The 22,587-nt window shown below is 68.8% G+C and carries 22 protein-coding genes; 12 read left to right on the top strand and 10 right to left on the bottom strand.

Features of this window, described 5'->3' with window-relative positions:
* Positions 1-12 precede the first annotated feature (12 nt).
* The 8 genes from C7H84_RS26945 to C7H84_RS26910 all read left to right on the top strand — a co-directional run bounded on the left by C7H84_RS26945 (position 13) and on the right by C7H84_RS26910 (position 8,458).
* Complete coding sequence (locus C7H84_RS26945; protein WP_121861629.1) at positions 13-291, top strand: hypothetical protein; 279 nt, start codon at positions 13-15, stop codon at positions 289-291.
* A 75-nt stretch (positions 292-366) separates the two neighbouring features.
* Positions 367-1,371, top strand: a complete 1,005-nt coding sequence (locus C7H84_RS26940) for an SDR family oxidoreductase (RefSeq protein ID WP_121861628.1) — start codon at positions 367-369, stop codon at positions 1,369-1,371.
* A gap of 185 nt (positions 1,372-1,556) precedes the next feature.
* Entirely contained in the window at positions 1,557-2,486 is a 930-nt protein-coding gene (locus tag C7H84_RS26935; RefSeq protein ID WP_121861627.1) for a TauD/TfdA family dioxygenase, read from the top strand.
* Positions 2,487-2,528: 42 nt separating this feature from the next.
* Complete coding sequence (locus C7H84_RS26930) at positions 2,529-3,596, top strand: ABC transporter substrate-binding protein (RefSeq protein ID WP_121861626.1); 1,068 nt, start codon at positions 2,529-2,531, stop codon at positions 3,594-3,596.
* A gap of 144 nt (positions 3,597-3,740) precedes the next feature.
* The gene (locus C7H84_RS26925) at positions 3,741-4,676 is read left to right on the top strand and encodes an ABC transporter ATP-binding protein (protein ID WP_240462105.1); all 936 of its coding nucleotides are present in this window, start codon (positions 3,741-3,743) and stop codon (positions 4,674-4,676) included.
* Entirely contained in the window at positions 4,673-5,560 is an 888-nt protein-coding gene (locus tag C7H84_RS26920; protein ID WP_121861625.1) for an ABC transporter permease, read from the top strand. The genes C7H84_RS26925 and C7H84_RS26920 overlap by 4 nt, the downstream gene beginning before the upstream one ends.
* A 202-nt stretch (positions 5,561-5,762) precedes the next feature.
* On the top strand, positions 5,763-7,130 hold the full coding sequence (locus C7H84_RS26915) for an MmgE/PrpD family protein (protein ID WP_121861624.1): 1,368 nt from the start codon (positions 5,763-5,765) through the stop codon (positions 7,128-7,130).
* Entirely contained in the window at positions 7,127-8,458 is a 1,332-nt protein-coding gene (locus C7H84_RS26910) for an LLM class flavin-dependent oxidoreductase (protein WP_121861623.1), read from the top strand. The genes C7H84_RS26915 and C7H84_RS26910 overlap by 4 nt, the downstream gene beginning before the upstream one ends.
* A 1-nt stretch (position 8,459) precedes the next feature.
* Here the strand turns inward: C7H84_RS26910 and C7H84_RS26905 are convergent, their stop codons facing one another.
* The 5 genes from C7H84_RS26905 to C7H84_RS26885 form a co-directional block, all read right to left on the bottom strand.
* Complete coding sequence (locus C7H84_RS26905; protein ID WP_121861622.1) at positions 8,460-9,299, bottom strand: amino acid ABC transporter ATP-binding protein; 840 nt, start codon at positions 9,297-9,299, stop codon at positions 8,460-8,462.
* Positions 9,286-10,071 (bottom strand): amino acid ABC transporter permease, encoded by a 786-nt coding sequence (locus tag C7H84_RS26900; RefSeq protein WP_121861621.1) that lies wholly within the window; start codon positions 10,069-10,071, stop codon positions 9,286-9,288. The genes C7H84_RS26905 and C7H84_RS26900 overlap by 14 nt, the downstream gene beginning before the upstream one ends.
* A complete protein-coding gene (locus C7H84_RS26895; RefSeq protein WP_121861620.1) occupies positions 10,061-10,795 on the bottom strand; it encodes an amino acid ABC transporter permease in 735 nt (244 codons plus the stop codon). Before C7H84_RS26895 ends, C7H84_RS26900 begins: the two co-directional genes overlap by 11 nt.
* Positions 10,792-11,745: a transporter substrate-binding domain-containing protein gene (locus C7H84_RS26890; RefSeq protein WP_205611465.1), complete on the bottom strand. Its 954-nt coding sequence runs from the start codon at positions 11,743-11,745 to the stop codon at positions 10,792-10,794. The genes C7H84_RS26895 and C7H84_RS26890 overlap by 4 nt, the downstream gene beginning before the upstream one ends.
* 82 nt (positions 11,746-11,827) lie before the next feature.
* Positions 11,828-12,094 carry a hypothetical protein gene (locus tag C7H84_RS26885; RefSeq protein WP_162999368.1) on the bottom strand — a complete coding sequence of 89 codons (267 nt, stop codon included), beginning with the start codon at positions 12,092-12,094 and terminating at the stop codon, positions 11,828-11,830.
* 106 nt (positions 12,095-12,200) lie between these two features.
* Between C7H84_RS26885 and C7H84_RS26880 the strand changes: the two genes are divergently transcribed.
* Both C7H84_RS26880 and C7H84_RS26875 read left to right on the top strand, forming a co-directional pair.
* Positions 12,201-13,418, top strand: coding sequence for an acyl-CoA dehydrogenase family protein (locus tag C7H84_RS26880; protein WP_121861617.1), 1,218 nt, complete (start codon positions 12,201-12,203; stop codon positions 13,416-13,418).
* Between the two features lie 40 nt (positions 13,419-13,458).
* Entirely contained in the window at positions 13,459-14,838 is a 1,380-nt protein-coding gene (locus tag C7H84_RS26875) for an LLM class flavin-dependent oxidoreductase (RefSeq protein ID WP_121861616.1), read from the top strand.
* Between the two features lie 2 nt (positions 14,839-14,840).
* Here C7H84_RS26875 and C7H84_RS26870 read toward each other — a convergent pair whose 3' ends face one another.
* The 4 genes from C7H84_RS26870 to C7H84_RS26855 all read right to left on the bottom strand — a co-directional run bounded on the left by C7H84_RS26870 (position 14,841) and on the right by C7H84_RS26855 (position 19,266).
* A complete protein-coding gene (locus C7H84_RS26870) occupies positions 14,841-16,040 on the bottom strand; it encodes an LLM class flavin-dependent oxidoreductase (protein ID WP_121861615.1) in 1,200 nt (399 codons plus the stop codon).
* 112 nt (positions 16,041-16,152) lie between these two features.
* Complete coding sequence (locus tag C7H84_RS26865; protein ID WP_240462104.1) at positions 16,153-16,692, bottom strand: cytochrome c; 540 nt, start codon at positions 16,690-16,692, stop codon at positions 16,153-16,155.
* Complete coding sequence (gene soxC, locus C7H84_RS26860) at positions 16,685-17,953, bottom strand: sulfite dehydrogenase (RefSeq protein WP_121861841.1); 1,269 nt, start codon at positions 17,951-17,953, stop codon at positions 16,685-16,687. The genes C7H84_RS26865 and soxC overlap by 8 nt, the downstream gene beginning before the upstream one ends.
* Positions 17,954-18,081: 128 nt before the next feature.
* The gene (locus C7H84_RS26855; protein WP_121861614.1) at positions 18,082-19,266 is read right to left on the bottom strand and encodes a porin; all 1,185 of its coding nucleotides are present in this window, start codon (positions 19,264-19,266) and stop codon (positions 18,082-18,084) included.
* 482 nt (positions 19,267-19,748) lie between these two features.
* On the opposite strand from C7H84_RS26855, the gene C7H84_RS26850 reads away from it, so the two are divergent.
* A complete protein-coding gene (locus tag C7H84_RS26850; RefSeq protein WP_121861613.1) occupies positions 19,749-20,093 on the top strand; it encodes a DUF3088 domain-containing protein in 345 nt (114 codons plus the stop codon).
* A 93-nt stretch (positions 20,094-20,186) separates the two neighbouring features.
* Positions 20,187-21,185 carry an ABC transporter substrate-binding protein gene (locus C7H84_RS26845; RefSeq protein WP_121861612.1) on the top strand — a complete coding sequence of 333 codons (999 nt, stop codon included), beginning with the start codon at positions 20,187-20,189 and terminating at the stop codon, positions 21,183-21,185.
* A 136-nt stretch (positions 21,186-21,321) separates the two neighbouring features.
* Here C7H84_RS26845 and C7H84_RS26840 read toward each other — a convergent pair whose 3' ends face one another.
* Positions 21,322-22,581: an ATP-grasp domain-containing protein gene (locus C7H84_RS26840; protein WP_240462103.1), complete on the bottom strand. Its 1,260-nt coding sequence runs from the start codon at positions 22,579-22,581 to the stop codon at positions 21,322-21,324.
* Positions 22,582-22,587 lie beyond the last annotated feature (6 nt).

The following is a 22,587-nucleotide window of genomic DNA, read 5'->3' as shown; positions in this document are numbered from 1 at the left end:
AGGGAGTGCACCATGACCGAAATCCGTCAGCCGAAGGACACAGCCGCGCACGTCGAGCCGCGCGAATCGGCCGCTGCGCCGGAGCGGCGCGGCCCGGTACCCGACGAGCCGCCCGGGCGCCCCGGACACGCGCCGGGCGGTGGAGAACTCGACTCGATCCCGGACGATCAGGCACGCAAGGTCGTGCCCGACGACCCGCGCCAGACCGAAGCGCGCGATCCGGCCGGCAAGCGGTGGCCGGACACGCACGACAAGCCCGACGACTCGGGAGACCGCCCGCGGCCGCTTTAGCCGCGACGCCGTCTGTCGCCATTTCCCGTTGCGTGATGCACGCAACCGCATACGAACCTGCACCGGAGTCCCGCCATGTCATCAGATGAAGTATCCGAGTCGCGCCGCAAATGGATGCAGGGCACGACGGCGAGCCTCGTCGCCGGCGTCGCGATTCCCGCCGTCGCGCAGGCCGCCGGTACGCAGGATGCGGGCGATACGGCCCCGCACGATCCGCGTCCGCTGTATCCGCACGCGCCGTTTCCCGAGCAGCACCAGCCGTGGCCGGGCCTCGCCGGCCGCATGACGCCGCGCCCCGACCACGGCGAGCGCAGCTACCAGGGCAGCGGCCGGCTCGAGGGCCGCAAGGCGCTCGTGACCGGTGGCGATTCCGGCATCGGCCGCGCGGCCGCGATCGCGTTCGCGAGAGAGGGCGCGGACGTCGCGATCGCCTATCTGCCGGACGAGGAGCCCGACGCGCGCGAAGTCGTCCAATACATCCGCAGCGCGGGCCGCAAGGCCGTGCCGCTGCCGGTGGACATCCGCACCGAAGGCGCGTGCAACGGGCTCGTCGAGAAGGCGGTCGCCGGCCTCGGCGGCCTCGACATCCTCGTGAACAACGCGGCCCGCCAGCACAGCCACGATTCGATTCTCGACATCAGCACCGAGGACTTCGACTGGACGCTGCGCACCAACCTGTATGCACTGTTCTGGATCACGCGCGCCGCGATTCCGCACATGCCGCCCGGCTCGGCGATCGTCAACACGACGTCGGTGAATGCGTACGAGCCGTCGGTGAACCTGCTCGACTACGCGATGACGAAGGCCGCGATCGCGAATTTCACGAAGGGGCTCGCGAAGCAGATGATCCAGCGCGGGATCCGCGTGAACGGCGTCGCGCCCGGGCCGTTCTGGACCCCGTTGCAGGTAAGCGGCGGCCAAACGGAGAAGAACGTCGAGACGTTCGGCCAGCAGGTGCCGATGGGACGCCCCGGACAGCCGGCCGAACTCGCGTGGATCTATGTCGAGCTCGCGTCGTCGCGGGCCAGTTACGTGACGGGACAGATCTACGGCGCGTCCGGCGGCGGCGGGCAGCCTTAGCGCGACGCGACGCGGCGGGGCGACGGGCATGACGAGCGCGGGGTGGCGAACGGCCTGTCCGGCCCGCCCGCCGCCCGAGCAGCGATCTTTATCGCTGCAGCAGATAAACGTATCGGAATCGCTTCGTTGACGCCGTCCGGCACGCACTCGTAGATTCGCATTTTTACCGAATCAAGGGCTGTACCGTGACGACTCCCGCCATTCACGCCACCGCGTCGACATCCGCCGGCCATCGACCCGCGTCGCTGTCCGAAGCCGGCGCGCAGCGCTTCGACATCGTCCCGTTCGATGCGCCGCTCGGCGCCGAAGTCGTCGGGCTCGACCTGTCGCGGCCGCTCGATGCCGGCGATTTCGCGCGCATTCATCGTGCGCATCTCGATCATCACGTGCTGGTGTTTCGCGACCAGCGCATCACGCCGGACGAGCACATCGCGTTCAGCCGCCGCTTCGGCCCGCTGCAGATCCACGTGCTGCACCAGTTCGCGCTGCCCGCGCATCCGGAAGTGCTGATCGTGTCGAACATCGTCGAGGACGGCAAGCCGATCGGCCTCGGCGACGCCGGCCACTTCTGGCATTCCGACCTGTCGTACAAGGAAAAGCCGAGCCTCGGCTCGCTGCTGCACGCGCAGGAACTGCCTGCCGAAGGCGGCGACACGCTGTTCGCGAACATGCATCTTGCGTGGGACACGCTGCCCGCGCACCTGCGCCGCGCGGTCGAGGGACGGCGCGCCGAGCACACCTATCTCGCGCGCTATGCGGAGCTGCAGGCCCGCAGCCCGTGGCGGCCGAACCTGTCGGCCGAGCAGATCGCGCAGGTCGAGGCGGTCGTGCATCCGGTCGTGCGCACGCACCCGGAAACGGGCCGCAAGGCGCTGTTCGTCAGCGAGCATTTCACGACACGCATCGTCGACTTGCCCGACGACGAAAGCCGTGCGCTGCTCGACGAACTGTTCGCGCACAGCGTGCGTGTCGAACATCTGTATCGCCATCACTGGCGCGACCACGATCTCGTGTTCTGGGACAACCGCTCGCTGATGCATCTCGCCGCCGGCACACCCGACCATCTGCGCCGCAAGCTGTACCGCACGACGATCGAAGGCGACGCGCCGTTCTGAGCGTCACGTCCTTTCCGCCGCCTCATCCTCACTGGAGTTCCGATGTCGTTTCCGCTGTCGTTTTCGCTGTCGCCGGCCCTGCGCCGCACGACCCTGTCCGCGCGCCGCGCACTGGCCGCCACGCTCACCGTCGCGCTGGCGTTCACCGCCGCCGGCACGCCGCAAGCCGCGCACGCGGAAGGCCGCATCCGCATCGCCGAGCAGTTCGGCGTCGTCTACCTGATGCTGAACGTCGCGCGCGACCAGCAACTGATCGAGAAGGAAGGGCGCAAGGCCGGCGTCGACATCAAGGTCGACTGGGTGCGGCTGTCGGGCGGTGCGGCCGTGAACGACGCGCTGCTGTCGGGCGCGGTCGATATCGCCGGCGCGGGCGTCGGGCCGTTGCTGACCGTGTGGGACCGCACGCGCGGCCGGCAGAACGTGAAGGGTGTCGCGTCGCTCGGCAATTTTCCGTACTACCTCGTGAGCAGCAACCCGAACGTGAAGACGATCGCCGACCTGAGCGCGAAGGACCGCATCGCGGTGCCGGCCGTCGGCGTGTCCGTGCAGTCTCGCGTGCTGCAGTACGCGGCTGCCAAGCAGTGGGGCGACAAGCAGTTCGACAAGCTCGATTCGCTCACGCAGGCGATTCCGCATCCTGACGCAACGGCCGCGATCCTCGCGAACAGCAACGTGATTACCGGTCACTTCGGCAATCCGCCGTTCCAGGATCAGGAACTCGCGGGCAATCCGAACGCGCACATCGTGCTGAATTCCTACGACGTGCTCGGCGGCCCGAGCTCCGCGACCGTGCTGTACGCGACCGAGAAATTCCGCGAGGACAACCCGAAGACGTATCGCGCGTTCGTCGCCGCGCTCGCCGAGGCCGCGCGCCAGATCGCGGCCGATCCCGAGCGGGCGGCCGACACGTACCTTCGCGTGAACGGATCGAAGATCGATCGCGCGTTGCTGTTGAAGATCCTGCGCAATCCGCAGGTGCAGTTCAAGACGGCGCCGGAGAACACGCTGAAGCTCGCGCAGTTCATGTATCGCACCGGTTCGATCCGCAACGAGCCGAAGTCGTGGCGCGACTATTTCTTCGACGATCCGGCGACGGCCGGCGGTAGTTGAGCGGCAGTTGAATCACGGCAGCGCCGGCGTTCCCGCGTCGTGATCGACGCTTATGCGTCGGCGCGGTTTCGATATGCGCAATCGTTGGTTGGGTCGTGCGCCGCGTCGCCGTATGTTGATGCTTTACCTGCAAGAGTTTCGATCGTGAACGCCACTTCTCCCCGAATCGCATTGCCGCCGTATGCGGCGCGCGGTGCCGCTGCGCCGGCCGCCCCTCCCGCCACCGACGCACGCACCGCGTCGGCGCCGCAGGCCACCGCGGCCGGCGCGCCCAGCGAGCGCCTGCTGGCAATCGATCGCGTGAGCCTCGAATACCGGAGCGGCGCGCGGATCGTCCGCGCAACGCATCAAGTCAGCTTCGACGTGTACGGCAGCGACCGCTTCGTGCTGCTCGGGCCGTCCGGGTGCGGCAAGTCCACGTTGCTGAAGGCGATCGCGGGCTTCATCGAGCCCGTGTCGGGGTCGATCGCACTCGATGGCCGCCCCGTGCACGGTCCGGGCCCCGACCGCATCGTCGTGTTCCAGGAGTTCGACCAGTTGCCGCCGTGGAAGACGGTGGTCGAGAACGTCGCGTTTCCGTTGCGTGCGGCCGCGAAGCTATCACGTGCCGACGCACGCGAGCGCGCGCTGCACTATCTCGACAAGGTCGGGCTCGCCGCGTTCGCCGATGCGTATCCGCATACGCTGTCCGGCGGGATGAAACAGCGCGTCGCGATCGCGCGTGCGCTGGCGATGCAGCCGCGCGTGCTGCTGATGGACGAACCGTTCGCCGCGCTCGACGCGCTCACGCGCCGCAAGATGCAGGAAGAACTGCTGCGCCTGTGGGACGAGTTCCGCTTCACGCTGCTGTTCGTCACGCATTCGATCGAGGAGGCGCTCGTGGTCGGCAACCGGATCCTGCTGCTGTCGCCGCATCCGGGCCGCGTGCGCGCGGAGCTCAACAGCCACGACTATTCACTCGACAGCGTCGGCAGCGGCGACTTCCGCGACAGCGTCGCGCGCATTCATCATCTGCTGTTCGATACCGACGACGCGAGCGCAATCCACGCAGCACCGGCCACGGAGGCAACCGCATCATGAGCACGATCGATCCGGCTCTGCCGCCGCTGCCGCCTGTTCGCGCGGAATACGTGCACGCGCTCGACACGCCGCCCGACGTCGAGCGCGCGGCACCGGCGCCGCTGTTGCGCCGCATCGTCGGCGCGAGCGGGTTTCGCCGCGCCGTCATCGCACTCGTGCTGATCGCCGCATGGGAAATCATCGCGCGCATCGTCGCGAACGACCTGCTCGTGCCAACCTTCGGCGCAACATTGGCCGCATTCGTGCAGGGCATCGCATCGGGTGAACTGCTCGTGAAGACCGGCATCTCGATGTCGGTGCTGCTGCGCGGCTATGCGCTCGGCGTGCTGTTCGCATTCGTGCTGACCTCGCTCGCGGTGTCGACGCGCATCGGCCGCGACGTCCTGTCGATGCTCACGTCGATGTTCAACCCGCTGCCGTCGATCGCATTGCTGCCGATCGCGCTGCTGTGGTTCGGGCTCGGCACCGGCAGCCTGCTGTTCGTGCTCGTGCACGCGGTGCTGTGGCCGCTCGCGCTCAGCATGTATACGGGTTTCGCCGGCGTGCCGACCACGCTGAAGATGGCCGGGCGCAACTACGGCCTCACCGGTCTGCGCCAGATCACGCTGATCCTCGTGCCGGCCGCGCTGCCGTCGATCCTGTCGGGGCTGCGCGTCGGCTGGGCCTTCGCGTGGCGCACGCTGATCGCCGCGGAGCTCGTGTTCGGCGCGAGCGCCGGGCAGGGCGGGCTCGGCTGGTACATCTTCCAGAACCGCAACGAGCTGTATACCGACCGCGTGTTCGCGGGCCTCGCGGCCGTCATCGTGATCGGGCTGCTGGTCGAGCACCTCGTGTTCGATACGCTCGAGCGCGTGACGGTGCGGCGCTGGGGCATCCCGCACTGACGCGCGTCGATCCGGCGGACATCGGAGCGAAGTCTCTCGGCTCCGTTCAGGCAACGCCAAATACGCGATATCGAAAGCTCGAATAGTTGGTTGGGCACGCATGGATGCTTCGCTAGTATCCAACGCGCTAATCCGAGCGGGAACCGGAAGGTTGCCGGTTGCACCGCCCGTTGCGGCATTTCGCGACTTTCCAACTGCCCACATGTCTTCCCACTTGATTCCCGACGGCGCGGCCGACGGCGTCACGCGCCGGCTGGCCGCTGCGATCGCGTGCGCCGAGCCCGCGCGTGATCCGTTCGCCATCGCTGCCGCACGGCGCGGCCTGCTCGATTTCCTTGCCGCCGCGTTCGCCGGCGCTCGCGACAACGGTTACCGCAAGCTGCTGACGGTGTGCGCTCGCGATTCGGCAGGCACGGCAGCGGTGATCGGCAGTGCGATACCGGCGTCGCCGCAACATGCCGCGCTGCTCAACGGCTATGCAGGCCACGCGCTCGACTACGACGACGTGCACAGCAGCGTGCGCGGCCATCCAGGCACCGTGCTGCTGCCGGCGCTGCTCGCGCTCGCGCAGGTGCGCGCACGCAGCGCGCTCGAACTGCTCGACGCATACGTCGTCGGCGTCGAGACGATGGCGCGGCTCGGTCTTGCGCTCGGCAGCCGCCACTACGAACTTGGCTTCCACAACACCGCGACGCTCGGCACGCTCGGCGCGGCCGCCGCCGCGGCACGTCTGCTCGGGCTCGATGCGACGGCCACCGAAAACGCGCTCGGCATTGCCGCGACGCAATCGGCCGGGCTGCGGCTGCAGTTCGGCAGCGAGGTCAAGCCGTTGCACGCGGGGCTTGCGGCGCGCGCGGGGCTGTTCGCCGTCGAACTCGCCGAGGCCGGACTGGCCGGCGCGCCGGGCGCACTCGACGGCCCGGAAGGATTCTTCGCCGTATTCGGCGGCGACGCGGCGCAGCCGGCGCGCGTGCTGGCCGACTGGGGCGCGCCGTGGCAGATCGTGTCGCCCGGCCTGTACTTCAAGCCATGGCCGTGCTGCACGGCAACCCATTACGCGGTGCAGGCCGCGCTCGATCTGCGTGCTCGCCACCGCATCGCGCCGGCCGACATCGTTGGCATCGCGGTCACCTTCCCGCCTTGCGGCGACACGCCGCTGTCGAACCGACTGCCGGCAACCGGCCTCGAAGCGCGCTTCAGCGTGGAATACGCGGTGGCCGCCGCACTGACGGACGGGCCGCCCGGCGTCGCGACGTTCGCCGACGTGCCCGTGCGCGATGACCTGATCGCGCTCGCCGCACGCGTGACGCGGCGCCACGATGCCGCGGCGCCGCGCGCGTCGACCGATCCCGCGACGCGCTTCTCGGTCGTCGAGATCGTGCTGCGCGACGGCGTCACGCTGCGGCAGCGCACCGAACGCCTCGTCGGTGCCGACGACCTTGCCGCGAAGTTCGCGGACGCGACCGCCCACGATCCCGCGCTCGCGTTCGTGCCGGAACTGATCGATACGATGCGCAGCGCGGCCGACCTCGCACGCCTTTTCCACACCTTTACGTCGCTTCAATCATGAGCACCGATCGCAGCACACCTTCCCGCCGCCAGATGCGCCTCGGGCTGTTCCTCCAGGGCGCCGGGCACCACGTCGCCGGCTGGCGCCACCCCGATGCCGAATCCGGCAGCGAGAACTTCGACCTGCTGCGCCGCGTCGTGCAGACCGCCGAGCGCGCGAAGTTCGACATGGTCTTCCTCGCCGATGGCCTGACGAGCGGCCCCGACGCGCACCCGTCGATGGCGATGCGCTTCGAGCCGCTGAGCCTGTTGTCCGCGCTCGCGATGCATACGCGGCACATCGGCCTCGCGGCGACCGCGTCGACGACGTACAGCGAGCCTTACCACATCGCACGCGTGTTCGCGTCGCTCGACCACCTGAGCGGCGGGCGCGCCGCATGGAATGTCGTGACGACCTCGTACGACCGCACCGCCGCGAACTTCACGCGCGGCAACCATCCCGATCACGCGCAGCGCTACGAGATGGCCGGCGAATTCGTCGACGTCGTGAAGGGGCTGTGGGACAGCTGGGACGACGACGCGGTCGTCAGGGACAAGGCGCGCGGCGTGTATTTCGACCCGGCGAAGGTGCACGCGCTCGATCACACAGGACGCTTCTTCAACGTGAGGGGGCCGCTCAATGCGTCGCGCCCGCCACAGGGCCATCCGGTCGTGATTCAGGCTGGCTCGTCGGGCCCCGGCCAGGATCTTGCCGCGCGCACCGCGGAAGTCGTGTTCACCGCGCAGCAGACGCTCGAAGAAGCACAGGCCTTCTATCGCGACCTGAAGGGGCGGCTCGCGGCGTACGACCGCGCCGGGGACGCGCTTGCCGTGATGCCGGGCGTATTTCCGGTGATCGGGCGCACCGAGCAGGAGGCCAAGGACAAGTATGCGCAGCTCCAGCAATGGACCGATACGTCGGGCGCGCTGACGCTGCTGTCCGACCGTCTCGGCCACGACGTGTCGCAGTATCCGCTCGACGGCCCGCTGCCCGACCTGCCCGAATCCGATCAGTTGAAGAGCCGCGCGAAGCTGCTGACCGATCTCGCGCGCCGCGAGAATCTCACGCTGCGCGAACTCTACTATCTCGTCGCCGGCGCGCGCGGGCACCGGATCGTGTGGGGCACGCCGACGCAGGTCGCCGACGCGCTGCAGGAATGGTTCGACGGTGGCGCCGCGGACGGCTTCAACATCATGCCGCCTTATTTCCCGGGCGGACTCGACGATTTCGTCGAGCATGTCGTGCCGGAACTGCAACGGCGCGGCCTGTTCCGCACCGAATACGAGGGCACGACGCTGCGCGACCATCTCGGGCTCGTGCGCCCGCCGAGCCGCTACGCAGCGCGTTGAGTCAGACCGCGAAGCGCGTCAGGTCGAGTGCGATCGGCGCGCTGTCGCGGCTTGCGTGCGGGCTGCCGGCCGGGCCGAGCGCATGCGCGAGGAACGCCCGCGTGCGCGGGCTTTGCGGCGCGCGGAACAGTTGCGCGGCCGGCCCGTGCTCGACGATCACGCCCGCCTCGGTGAAGTAGACGACGTCGCTGATTTCCTCGGCGAACCGCATCTCGTGCGTGACGAGCACGCAGGTCATGCCGTCGCGCACGAGGTCGCGGATCACCGCCAGCACGTCGCCGACGGTTTCCGGATCGAGCGCGGACGTCACCTCGTCGAACAGGATCAGGTCGGGCTGCATCGCGAGCGCGCGGGCGATCGCGACGCGCTGCTGCTGGCCGCCCGACAGCTCGCCGGGGTACGCGTGCGCCTTGTCGCCGAGGCGCACGCGTTCGAGCAGCGCGTGCGCGGTGCGCACCGCTTCGGTGCGATCGCGGCCGAGAATCCTGACCGGAGCGACGACGAGGTTGTCGAGTACGCTCAGGTGCGGAAACAGGTTGTATTGCTGGAACACGAAGCCGACGCGCTTGCGCAGCGCGATTTCGTCGCGCTCCGATGCGAGCCGGTCGACGCGCGTGCCGTCGACGTCGATCAGGCCGCGCTGCGGCCGCAACAGCCCCGTGATGCAGCGCAGGATCGTCGATTTGCCGGAGCCGGACGGCCCGATGATCGACACGGCCTGGCCGCGGTGCACGTCGAGATCGATACCGCGCAGCACGGGCGTCGTGCCGTAGGACAGATGCACGTCGCGCAGCCGGACGAGCGGCTCGTCCGCGCCGCGCGCAGTTTCAGTGGAATGCATGACGTCGTTCGAGAAGGCGGGTGAAACGGGCGATCGGGTAGCAGTACGCGAAAAACAGGCCGAGTACCGTGAAATAGACGACGACGGTGAAGTCGGCGCGCGAGACGGTGTTGCTCGCGACCTGCGCGGTGTCCAGCAGGTCGTGCACCCCGACGAGCGACGCGAGCGCGGTGGCCATCGTGATGCTCGCGTACAGGTTCATCCATGGCGGCAGCATGCGGCGCACGCATTGCGGCAGGATGATCCAGCGGAACACCTGCACGCGGTTGAACGCGAGCGAGCGCGCGGCATCCCACTGCGCGTGCGGAATCGACTGGATCGCGCCGCGGAAGATTTCCGCGAAGTTCGCGCTCGCCGGCAGCGCGAGGCCGAGCGTCACCTTGAACCAGTCCGGAAACGGCAGCGACGCGTGGCCGAGCCTGATTTCGAACGGGAATACGTAGGTCGAGAAATAGATCAGCACGAGAAGCGGCGCGTTGCGGAACAACTGCACGTACGCGCGCGCCGCAACGCGCGAGATGCCGAGCCGCGACAGCGTCAACGGACCGAGCACGAGGCCGGCGAGCGTGCCGAGCGCGATCGCGAGCGCGCTGATGCCGATGTTGACGAGCATCGCCTTGCCGAGCGCGGGCAGCCACGTAGCGAGCGCGACAAGTGTCGGATGACGGCGACCGGCAACGGCCAGCGCGACGACGGCCAGCGCGGCCAGTATTGCCGCGACGGCGGGCCAGCGCACGACGCGCGCGGGCGGCGCCAGCGAGTCAATGGCCATAGCCAGGTATCCTCAGACGGTTTTCGAGCCAGCGCCCCGCGAGGTTGACCGTGAACGTGAGCGCGCCGAAGAAGAGCAGGATCAGGATCATCAGCTCGAGCACATTGTCGCGCTGCGTCCAGATCATGATCGACGCATAGGTGACGTCGCCGACGGCGATCGCCGACGCGACCGTCGTCATCTTCACGAGGTCGACCAGGTTGTTGACGAGCGCGGGCAGCGCGAAGCGCATCGCGAGCGGCAACTGCACGTACCACAGCCGCTGGCGCCGGCTGTAGCCGAGCGACTGCGCGGCTTCGAGCGTTGCGCGCGGCACCGCTTCGAGGCCGGCGCGCAGCGCTTCCGCATGGAACGCGCCCTTGTGCAGCGAGATTACGATCACGCTCCAGATGAACGGCGTCAGCGGATTGCCGCCCAAATCGCGCAGTGCGGCGCTGATCAACATGTTGACGACGAGAAACGCGCAGAACAGCTGCACGAGCGTCGGCGTGTTGCGGGTGACCTCGACGAATGCGCGCGCGGGGCGCGCGAGCGCGGCGCGCGGCGACACCAGCAATGCTGCGAGCACGACGCCGCAGGCGAGGCTGCCGAGCGCGGTCGCAATCGACAGCTCGAGCGTCACGCCCATCCCGTGCACGAACGATGCGCGCTCGTCGGGGGCGAGCACGAAGCCGTAGTCGAGGCCGAGCTTGCGGAGCGCGTCGACGGCGGCGGCCACCGTCATGTGCGCTGTGCCTTGAGCTTTGCGTGCAGGTCAAGCACGGCTTGCGACGGCGTCATCCCGTTCTTGCGCTCGACGTCGAGCAGCCAGCCGCTGCGATGCCAGTCCTGGACGATCCGGTCGAGCGCGCTCTGCGTATCGGTCTCGCCCTTGCGGACCCAGATTACCGCCGGCGACGGAATCAGGTCGGTCGGCAGCGGCGTCGCATAGTCCTTCCAGTCCGGATTGCGCGCGACGAGCATGCGCAGCGTCGGCGCGACGTGCACGGCGGCCACGCAGTTGTTGCCGCGAAGCGCGAGCAGCGATTCGGGCTGGCCGCGGAACGCCTTCACCTGCGCGCCGTATTCCGTCGCGAGCGGCTTCGTGTAGTTGCTGCCTTGCGACACGCAGACCGGCTTGCCGCGCAAGTCGGCCCACGACTTGATGCCGCTGTCCTTGCGCGCGATCAGCGCGCCGCCGATGGATTCGAACGGCGTCGGCGCATACGACAGTATCTCCGCGCGCTCCGTCGTCAGCTCCATGTTGGCGATCAGCGCGTCGACCTTGCCCTGCTGCAGGAACTGCACGCGGTTCGACGGCTGCACAGGTGTCAGCTCGACGTCGACACCGAGCCGTTTCGCGACGTCGTTCGCCAGATCGACGTTGAAGCCGACCGGTTTTTGCGTCGCGGGATCGAGCGAGCCGAACGGCGGGCCCGACAGGATCACGCCGATCGTGACCTTGTGACGTTCGTGGATGCGATCGAGCGTGCTGTCCGCGCGAGCGAAACCGGAAAAAGCGGAAAGGAGGGCGGCGAGGCACAGCGCGTGGCCCGACGTAGTGCGAAACGATCTGCTGAACATGGGAAAGAGGGACGTTGTTTGGGCGAAGCGGGGCGGCGCATCGCGCGCCCGGTTGTCGGGAGCGTGTATTTTCGGGATGCGGAACGCATCCAAGAACCAAGAAATTCTCATACCGTTATCTGGTCCGCAGATTTGCGCAGAGGAACACGGCGCTCGTGCGGACGGACTGGCGATGTGGCGGAGGATTCCGCCGTCACGATGCCTGTGGTGCTGTACCGGTTCCACCGTTGAACCGGTGCGTGCCCGCGTCGGCGCGGCGCAATGAGAAAGGCGGTTCGCCGCTCGGGCTTTCGATCACGTCGCCTGGATGACCGTAGCGGACGTTCGGCAGCCGCACGATCTGCTCGGGACCGGTCACGATGCGCCGCTGACGCATCCAGCACTGACACGCATCAAGCCGGGCGAACACGCGAGCGCATTCCCGGCGCGCGCATAACCAAAGCTGAAATCGGTTTTTCACGCGCGCCGGATGCGTCCCTATACTTTTCGGTGCCGCCCGCGGGCTGCGGCGACGGCTCGCGCAATCGTGCGGCGGCCGTCGTTTTTCCTGGAAGAGGGACTGCTGAATGAATGCCCGTCATGGCGCCGAACCGCACGACGCGCTGCGCGCCGCGCTCGCCGCACTGCCTGAACTTGCGACGGAGATCGGGCGCGATGCCGCGCAACGTGAAGCGCGTCGCGAACTGCCGTTCGAGGGCTTCGCGCTCTTTCGCCGCTCCGCGCTCGGCGTGCTGCGGATTCCGGTCGAACGCGGCGGCCTCGGCGGCACGCTGGTCGACCTGTTCGATACGATCGCGACGTTGGCCGCCGCCGATTCGAACCTTGCGCACGCGCTGCGCATCCACTACGACCTGACCGAGACGCTGCGACTGTCGCCGCGCACGCCGTTCAACGACGTGCAGCTCGAGCGCGCGCTGGCCGGCGCGATCTTCGGTGGCGCGTCGACCGAGCGCGGCACGTCGCGGCCCGGAGAGAACACGACCGTGCTGCGTCGCGACGGCGAACATCATCGCGTGACGGGCCGCAAATACTATTCGACGGGCACCGCGTTCGCCGATTTCGCGCGCATCAACGTTGAGAACGAGCAGGGCGATGCGCTCGCCGCGATCATCCCGGTCGCGCGCGACGGCGTGCAGGTGCTCGACGACTGGGACGGGATGGGCCAGCGCATGACCGCGAGCGGCAGCCTGCTGCTGCACGACGTACAGGTGTTCGCGGACGAGGTCGCGGCCCGCGACGGCTCGACGCTCGTCGGCCGCCATTGCGGCGCGCTGCGGCAGCTTCATCTCGTCGCGACGGGCGCGGGCATCGTGCGCAACGTGGCGGCCGACGCGCGCCGCTACGTGCTCGCGCACGGCCGGCCGGTGCTGCACAGCCCGGCGGCGAGCGCACGCGACGATCATTTCATCCAGCAGATCGTCGGCGAGCTCTCGGCACATAGCCACGCGATCGATGCGCTCGTGCGCGACAACGCGGCCGCGCTCGATCGTTCCGCGGACGCGATCGAGGCCGGCGCCGCGGACGCACACGAACGGGTGCTCGACAGCGCGCTCGCGACCGCGCGCACGCAGCTGATCGTCGGCAAGCTCGCGCTGTATGCGGCCGAACGCCTGTTCGAAGTGGGCGGCGCATCGGCAACCGCGCGCGTGCACAACCTCGATCGGCACTGGCGCAACCTGCGCACGATCTTCAGCCACAACCCGCTGCTGCACAAGGCGCGGGTGATCGGCGACTACGACCTGAACGGCGTGACCACGCACCTGACCGAAGGCCGCGTGTTCTGATCCCGCTGCGAGCGCAGCCCACTTCCCGGGAATTCTCCTGATGACGACCCGCACCGGCCACCTGCACCTCGGCGCGTTCCTGTACCCGACCGGCCATCACATCGCCGCATGGCGCCATCCCGCTTCGCAGCCGGACGCCGGCGTCGACTTTCGTCACTACGTGCGGCTCGCGCAGGCGGCCGAGGCCGCGAAGTTCGATCTCGTGTTCCTCGCGGACGGCGTCGGCACGCGCGGCGACGACGTCGAATTCCTGAGCCGCACCGCGCACAGCTACGTCGCGCAGTTCGAACCGCTGACGCTGCTGTCCGCGCTCGCGGCCGTCACCGAACGGATCGGGCTCGTCGGCACCGCGTCGACCAGCTTCAACGAGCCGTTCCATATCGCACGCAAGTTCGCGTCGCTCGATCACATCAGCGGCGGGCGCGCGGGATGGAATCTCGTCACGTCGTCGAGCGCGCACGAGGCGCGCAACTTCAACCGCGATGCGCATTTCGATCACGGCGAACGCTATGCGCGCGCGGAGGAATTCGCCGACGTCGTGCGCGGGCTGTGGGATAGCTGGGACGACGATGCGTTCGTGCGCGATCGCGCGGGCGGCCGCTTCTTCGACCCGGACAAGCGCCAGGTGCTTGATCATCACGGCCGCTTCTTCCAGGTGCGCGGGCCGCTGAACGTCGCGCGCGCGCCGCAGGGGCATCCGGTGGTCGTGCAAGCCGGATCGTCGCCGGCCGGCACGCGGCTCGCCGCGCGCACGGCCGAGGTGATCTTCACCGCGCAGCAGACGCTCGACGACGCGATCGCGTTCTACGCGGACGTGAAGGGCCAGCTCGCCGCGTTCGGCCGCGACCCCGACACGCTGAAGATCATGCCGGGTGTGTTCCCGGTCGTCGGTCGCACGGAAAGCGAAGCGCGGGAGAAATTCGACGCGTTGCAGGCGCTGATCGACCCGAAGGTCGGGCTCGCGCTGGTATCGGGGTTGACCGGCGGTGTCGATCTGTCCGCGTATCCGCTCGACGGGCCGATCCCGCCGCTGCCGGAAACCAATGCGAGCAAGAGCCGCCAGACCCTGACGCTCGATCTCGCGCGCCGCGAGAACCTGACGATACGCGAGCTGTATCTGCGCATTGCGGGCGCGCGCGGCCACTGGCAGCTCGTCGGCACGCCGGCGCAGATCGTCGATGCGCTCGAGGAGCGGTTCGTGAAGTACGGTGCGGACGGCTACAACGTGATGGCGCCGACCTTGCCCGGCGGCCTCGACGATTTCATCGAGCTCGTGCTGCCAGAACTGCGCCGGCGCGGGCTGTTTCGCAGCGAGTACGCCGGCCGCACGCTGCGCGATCATCTCGGGTTGCAGCGGCCGGCGTGGCGCGCGTTTGCCGCGCGCGGCGAGTCTGCCGCCCCGGCCGCGTCCGCTGCCTGAACTCAGCGCCGCAGGCCGGCGTCGCGCAGCAGCGGCAGCACGCGCTCCCCGAAGAAGTCGAGATCCGGCTTGAAATCGTAGAAGCTCAACTGGATGCCGTCGATCCCGGCCCGATGCAGCCGCACGATGTAGTCCGCGACTTCGTCGGGCGAACCCGTGATCGAGATGTTGCCGCCGATCGCGCGCGCGGCCGCCTGCGAGCGCTGCTCGAACCCGCCGCGCCACGCGTGCGCGTCGCTGTCGAAGCGATGGAAGCTGCCTTCGTCCGCATGCGCGACGATCGCGTCGCGGTACGCGCGCGCTTCGGCCGCGGTCTCGCGGCAGATCACGAGCGGATTGAGCAGCGTGCGGATCGTTCGACCGTGCGCGGCGGCCGCCGCCTTCACGCGCGCCGTGTGGGCGGGCAGCGCGTCCAGCGCGAGATCGACGTCCGGGCCGGCCGGGCTCGTGACGAACACGATGTCAGAATGGCGGGCCGCGAACTCGATGCCCGCGTCGGAGCCCGTCGCGTTGATCAGCAGCGGGCGCCCGTAGCGCGGCTTCGGCGTGACGAACGCGCCGGAGAGCCGCCAGCTCGACAGCGCGGGCGCATAGCTGAAGTTGTCCGGTTGCGCCCACAACTGACTGACCGCGTCGACGAATTCCGCGGCCATCTCGTAACGCCGGTCGTGTTCGATCCGGTTCCAGCCGAACATCTCGTGCTCGATCGCGCGGTGGCCGGTCACGACGTTGACGCCCCAGCGTCCGCGCGAGATGTGATCGAGCGTCGCCGTGAACTTCGCGAAATGCAGCGGGTGCCACGGTCCGTACAGCACATGGCTCGTCGCGACGAGGATGATCCGCTCGGTGCGCGCGGTGAGCGCCGCCAGCGTCATGAACGAGTCGAGCGCCTGGCCGTCGAACACGCCGCCGTAGCCGCCTTTCGGCAGCCACTGCGACAGCGCGAACACGAGATCGAATCCGAGCGCCTCCGCGCGGGCGACGAGGTCCGCGTTGTAGTCGAAGCTCCAGTCGGTCGAACGCGGCAGCGTCGATGCGCTCCAGCCGCCGGCCTGGATCGGCAGGAACAGCCCGAGCATCAGCGGCTGCGCGAATACGCGCGACACGGGGCTGTCCGGGAATTCGGCCGGCGAACGGACGTCGACGAACGGCGTGGGAGAGGGCAACGTGTCGGCCCGGGCTGCTGCTGCGGTTTCGGTCAAGATGGGCTCCCTACACGGCGCGCGGGCGCCGAACGAAAGAATCCGGCATGCGATGACGCCGGCGTTCGCGCGACGGCGATTGCCGATTCGACGGCCGGCGGATCGCGATGCGTCACAGCTGTCCCGGCCGCGGGTCGGCCACGAAGCCGTCGCGGTTCGGCATCTTCACGCGCGGCAGCGAGCGTGCGTCGAGCGTCGCGTTCTCCGGCACGATGCCGTTCAGATGGAGCACGTACGCGGTGACCGCATAGACTTCGTCCGCGCTCAGCGATTGCGGCGCGTTGTACGGCATCGCGCGGCGGATGTAGTCGAACAGCGTCGTGGCATACGGCCAGTAGCTGCCGACCGTCTTCTTCGGTTTCGCGCCGGCGAGCGAGCCGATGCCGCCGACGAGCGGATCGCCGATGCCGCCCTGGCCGGCCGCGCCGTGACACATCGCGCATTTGCCCGCGAACACGTGCGCGCCGCGCGCGACCGTGCCTGCGCCGCGCGGCAGGCCGCTGCCGTCGGGCGCGACGTCGATGTCCCAGGCGGCAAGCGCCGCGCGGTCGACCGGCTGGCCGAGACCGAAGCCCGCACCGTATGCGGGCAACGCGATCGCAGCTGACACGGCGATCAACGATGCAAGCGACCGCGCAATCGTCTTATGCATTGCGCACCTCGCCGTCCGCGCCGACGCGCCAGTTCTGGATGCCGTTGTAGTGGTACTGCGAGTTGACGCCGCGCGCGGCGACGAGCGCGTCGCGGGTCGGCTGCACGTAGCCGGTTTCGTCGGTCGCGCGGCTTTGCAGGTCGGCCGGTTCGCCGCGCCACACCCAGTCGGCTTCGAAACGCGTCAGCGCGCGATCGCGCACGTCGCCGGCGAGCCGTGCGGCGCGCCACGTGCGTCCGCCGTCGGTCGACACGTCGACCGAGCGAATCCGGCCGCGCCCCGACCATGCATAGCCGCCGATCGGGTAATAGCCGTGCGATGCGAGCCGGTGGCCGGCCGACGGGCGCGTGATCACCGATTTCGCGTCCATCTCGAACACGAACTGGCGCGCGCAGCCGTTCGGCAGCAGGCTCGTGTATTTCGACGTTTCCTCGCGCGTCATCTCCGGCGCGCGCACCAGCTTCAGCCGCCGCAGCCACTTGATGTTCGTGTTGCCTTCGAAACCCGGCACGATGAGCCGCACCGGGTAGCCGTTCTCCGGCCGCAGCCGCTCGCCGTTCTGCGCATAGACGACGAGCGCGCGCTCGAGAATGCGCTCGAGCGGCAGGCTGCGCGTCATCGCCGCGCCGTCCGCGCCTTCGGCGAGCACCCATTGCGCGGCCGGATCGATGCCCGTTTCATCGAGCAGCGTCGACAGCCGCACGCCCGTCCATTCGCAGCACGACAGCAGCCCGTGCGTGAACTGGACCGGCAGCCCGCTCGGGCCGCTCCACTCGCTGCCGGTATTGCCCGAGCATTCGAGGAAGTGGATGCGCGATTCGGACGGAAAACGCAGCAGGTCGTCGAGCGTGAAGCTGCGCGGTTCGCGCACGAGGCCGTGCACGACGACGCGATGGCGTTGCGCGTCGATGTCGGGCACGCCCGCATGATGACGCTCGTAGACGAGGCCGTTCGGCGTGATGTCGCCGAACAGGTCGGCGAGCGGCGTCATCGACGAGCCGGCGCCGGGCAATGCCGGCGTACGCGCGCTGCGGCGAATCACGTCGCGTTCGTGCTCACCGGGCAGGCCATACGGCGGCGACAGCAGCGGCGCGCCCGGCGTGCGCGTCCACGGTGGAACGTCCAACGGGGAGAGTGGGGCAAGCGGCTGACTCGCGAGTGCGCTGCCGGCCGGCAGCAGCGCCGCGGCCCAGCCGCCGGCGAGCTGGCGCAGCGCCGTACGCCGGCCGGTGCGGGGTCGACGGGAAGGGGGATCGGTCATGATCGAGGCCGTGCCGCGCACGGGCGCGGCAGCATCCGGAAAAACGAACATTCTCGGCAACCGCGCGCGACGCGACAAACAACGATTCCCGCTTTGCTTATCGCGCCGCGAAACGGTTGCGCGTGCGCTTAGAACTTCACGCGCAGCCCACTGACGAACGCAACCTGGCGATTGGTCGACGACGCGGTGCCGATGTTCGAGATCGCCGCGATCTTGCGATAGCCGCCCGACGTCGCGGTGCTCGCATCGCCGGCCGCGAGCTGGTAGATGCCGGACAGATAGAGATCGGTGCGCTTCGACAACGCATAGTCGAATCCGAGCGTGAACTGGTGCCAGCGCGGCTTCAGCGTCTGGCCGCCGGTGCCCGGCAGGCCGCTCGCGCGTCCGTCGGTGAACGTATAGACGCCGATCAGCGTCGCCGCCGGCGTGATCTGGAAGCGTCCGTTCACGTCGTAGTTGTTGAACTTGCGCGACGAGCCGTCGACGTAGTCGAGCTGCGTGTGGCTCCATGCGAAGCCGAGCGTCGTGCGGCCGAGCGCATAGTTCGCGCCCGCGACGCCGATCTGCTGCTTGCGCACGCCGCCGTTCAGGCCGTAGAAGAACCCGCCGCTGTAGTCGTTGCCGGTCGTCGAGGTCGCGCCGCCCACCGCGCCGCTCGTGTTCGACGCCGTGCTCGGATTGTTGAGCCGCACGTAGCCGGCGCCGGCAGACAGCGGGCCGTTCACGTAGTTGGCCGACACGCCCCATGCGTTGTTGTTCGAGAAGCCCGTGCCGGCGCTGCCGTTCGCCTGGTTGCTGAACGCGTACAGCGCGTCGGCCGTGAAGCCGGCGATCGTCGCGCTGCGGAACTTCACCGCGTTGTTGATCCGGAAGCTCTGGTTCAGGTTGTCGTTATCGCCGACATGGGTCGCCGGCGACCAGAAGCCCGACCCGGAGTACTGCGCGACGAGGTCGGTGATCGGCTCGTACTGGCGGCCGAACGTCAGCGTGCCCAGGTCGGTCTTGCTCAGGCCGACGTACGCGGAGCGGCCGAACAGGCGGCCGCCCTGGCCGAGCCCGCCGTCGCTCGGCCGGAACCCGCTTTCGAGCGTGAACACCGCCTGCAGCCCGCCGCCGAGATCCTCGGCGCCTTTCAGGCCCCAGCGGCTGCCGCTCAGCTTGCCGCTCGTCTGCTGGATGTTGCTCTTGCCGCCCTGGTTGTTCGTATACGCGAAGCCGGCGTCGACGACGCCATACAACGTGACGGAACTCTGCGCATGCGCGCCGATGGAACCGATCGAAACCAAACCCAGGACTACCGATTTCTTGATCATGAATAACCTCTGTTTTTATGGGAACGTCTGCGAGGATCACGATGCTATTGACTTCGGTTTGGGCGGCGAACACACGATCCGTGGTTTGCAATTCGCCGCGCGACCGATTTGCAATGCGTGACGATGCGCGCCCGGCGTATGCGCTGCGATCGCGTCCGGCACGCATGCTGCGGCGAACGGATTGACATCGATGGCAAACGGCGCGCTCAGGCAATGTGCGATCGGGGACATATCGATCGATCAAATCGTTAGATATCGCAACGAACCGCATTCGACCGACGATGCGTTTTTGCAACACCGCCCTGGGAGATGCATGATGGGTGCGGTAGGCACGCGGGCATAACGATTTCGCAAAACGTTGGTAGGGCCGCGCGATGCCAGGCGGTAGAGTCGGGCATCCGGCGCGATGCCGGCCGCCGCCGGGCGCGGTGCATGCAGCGTGCATGCGTCCCGGTGCAACCATCAACAGGGAGCCGAGTGAAATGAGTCGTGATGTGCTGTTTCTGCTGGAACCGGGCTTTACCGATCCGAAGCATCCGGGCCAGCACTTCGTCTGTCCGCACGGGCTCGCGATCGAAGAGCTGCTCGCGAGCGCGCCCGATCGGGCCGATCGCCTCGACGTGCGCCGCGTCGGCTTCGAACGGCCGCGTCCCGCGGTGATCGACGCGCTCGATGACGCGCATCAAGGTCTGCCCGTGCTCGTGCTCGGGAGCGCGCAACCGGCGCCGGACGATGCGCAAACGCTCGGCGCGGTGCGCTTCGTTACCGACCCGCGCCGGATCCTGGCGCTACTGGCCGAGCGCCACGGCTTCCCGACGCTGCATTGACGCACGTCGACCGCCGCGCGCGGCGGCTTGCGGTTTTCCGCTTCGCTCAATCCATTCAATCCCTTCAATCCCTTCAATCGACAGGAGCATCCGATGGCGTCAACTTCGGCGGTACGCCGCCGCCTGCTGCTCGCCGGCGCCGCGCTCGCGGCGACCCCGGTGGTCGCTCGGGTCGCGCTCGCCGCCCCGACCGTCACCACCGATCTTGCCGGCACCACGCTGCGCGTCGCAACCTACAAGGGCGGCTGGCGCGCGTTGCTGCAAGCGGCCGGCCTCAACGACACGCCGTACCGGATCGAGTGGCGCGAGCTCAACAACGGCGTGCTGCATATCGAGGCGCTGAACGCGGATGCGCTCGACATCGGCTCGGGAAGCGAGATTCCGGCCGTGTTCGCCGCACGCCAGAAGGCGAGCGTGCGGTTCATCTCGCGTACACGGGAAGACCTGAACAACCAGGTGACGCTCGCGCGCAAGGACACGCCGATCCGGAGCATCGCGGACCTCAAGGGCAAGCGGGTCGGGTATGTGCGCGCGACGACGTCGCACTATTTCCTGTACCGGCAGCTCGCGCAGGCCGGCCTCGGCTTCGACGACATTCAGGCGATCAACCTGTCGCCGTCCGACGGGCTGTCCGCGTACGACCGCGGCGACCTCGACGCGTGGGCGATCTACGGCTACAACGGCCAGCTCGCGCGCAACCGCTACGGCGCGCGCGTGCTGAAGACGGGCAAGGGCTATCTGTCCGGCAACTTCCCGATCTATGCGAACCCGCGCACGCTCGACGACCCGCGCCGGCGCGCCGCGACCGGTGATCTGCTGCTGCGATTCCAGCGCGCGTACGCGTGGGCGAACGGTCATTTCGACGCGTATGCGCGTGTGCAGAACGGCGAGACGCGCGTGCCGGTCGCCGACCTCGCGGCGATGTTCGCGCAGCGTAGCGACGATTACGCGCTGCTGCCCGTCACGCCCGACGTGGTCGCGCAGCATCAACAGGTCGCGGACGTGTTCGCGCGCATCGGCGTGCTGGATGGCCCGGCCAACGTCGCGCCGTTCTGGGATACGTCGTTCAATGCGCTGGTGACGTCGGCGTAGCGCCGGTCGGCGGGACGATGCGCGCGGGAGCGCAACGGCCGGGCTACGTCGCAGCACGACCGTCTGACAGGCAGATGCCCTGAAGCGTGCGCGCAGGGTGTGTCGTGTCGTCTGTCGGCTGCGATGCCGCGCCGCGTTAGCCCGAAACCGTGGGCTGCGTGACGGGACCGAGAGCGGGACCGAGACCTGGACCAGGCCCGCCCGCGACCGACGCGGCGGCAGGCCCGGCCGCCGCATGCGCGGGATCGGCGACGGGCAGCGCGACACGCACATAGAGAAACGCGCGCCGTTCGCGATCGGGCAGCACCTGCGGCCCGTAGCTGATCGTGACGGCGCCGTCGTGCAATTCACCGGCCTGCGCGAACCGCCACGCACGGGGATCGCTGTCGAGCAGGAATTCGGCGCGCGCGTAGGCGTGCGGCTCGAACAGCTCGGGGATCGCGACCGGGCGTCCATCGAGCTTGTCGAGCAACGCTTCGACCACGTTGAACCCGTAGCCGTCGCGCACGATGTCGCAGATGAAGCTGCCCGCGATGCGCGGGTTCAGTTCGATCACGTGCGGGACGCCGTCGTGCACGATGCAGTCGAGATGCACCGGGCCCCAGGTGAGGCCGGCCGCCGCGGTCGCGCGTGCGCCGACATCGATCAGCGCGCGCAGCGTGTCGGCGTCGAGGTCGAGCTCGGACGTATAGCCGCGTTCGAGAAAACCCGCGCCGTGCCGCTTCAGCTTGCGCAGCGCGCCGACATAGCGGCCGTCGAAATACTCGACGCAGTATTCGCTGCCGCTCAGGAATTCCTCGATGACGACGCGCTCCGTCGCGTGCGCGACTGCATCCGGTTGCGCATCGGCGTGCGCGTCGGCAAGCGCGGCGAGCTGCGCGCGCACTTCGGCGATGTCCTCGCAGCGCCGCACGCCGTCGCTTGCCGATCCCTCCGACGGCTTGACCACGACCGGAAAGCGCAGCGGTTCCGCCGCGACGGCGAGCGCCGCGGGCGCGGCCAGCGTGCCCGCGACGAACTGCGCGGCCGGAATCCCGTGCTCGGCGAGCAACGCCTTCTGGTTCGACTTCGATACCGCGTGCGCAACGTGCCGTGCATCGGGGCCTGGCAGGCCCAGCGCGTCGGCGACCCACGCGGCGGTGCGCGCATAGGTGTCGTGCGCGGTGGTCACGCGCAGCGTGTCGAGGTCGTCCGGAAAGCGGGCGCGCAGCCACGCGGCGAGCTGCGCGGCGTCGGGGGGGAGATTGACCGTTTCGACGCCGTCGGGAAACGCGCCGTCGAGACGATGGCCGGGCGCGGTGATGACGGTCACGGCCACCTGGCGCGCGAGCGCAGCGCGCACGAGTGCGATGCTGCTGCCGGTGGCGCGTGCGCCGATCACGATGAGTCGCTTCATGCTGGA

The sequence above is a fragment of the Burkholderia sp. Nafp2/4-1b genome (genome assembly GCF_003635165.1).
Taxonomy (GTDB): domain Bacteria; phylum Pseudomonadota; class Gammaproteobacteria; order Burkholderiales; family Burkholderiaceae; genus Burkholderia.
The sequence above is the reverse complement of the archived record's forward strand: the minus strand, read 5'-3'. Positions and strand labels throughout refer to the sequence as shown.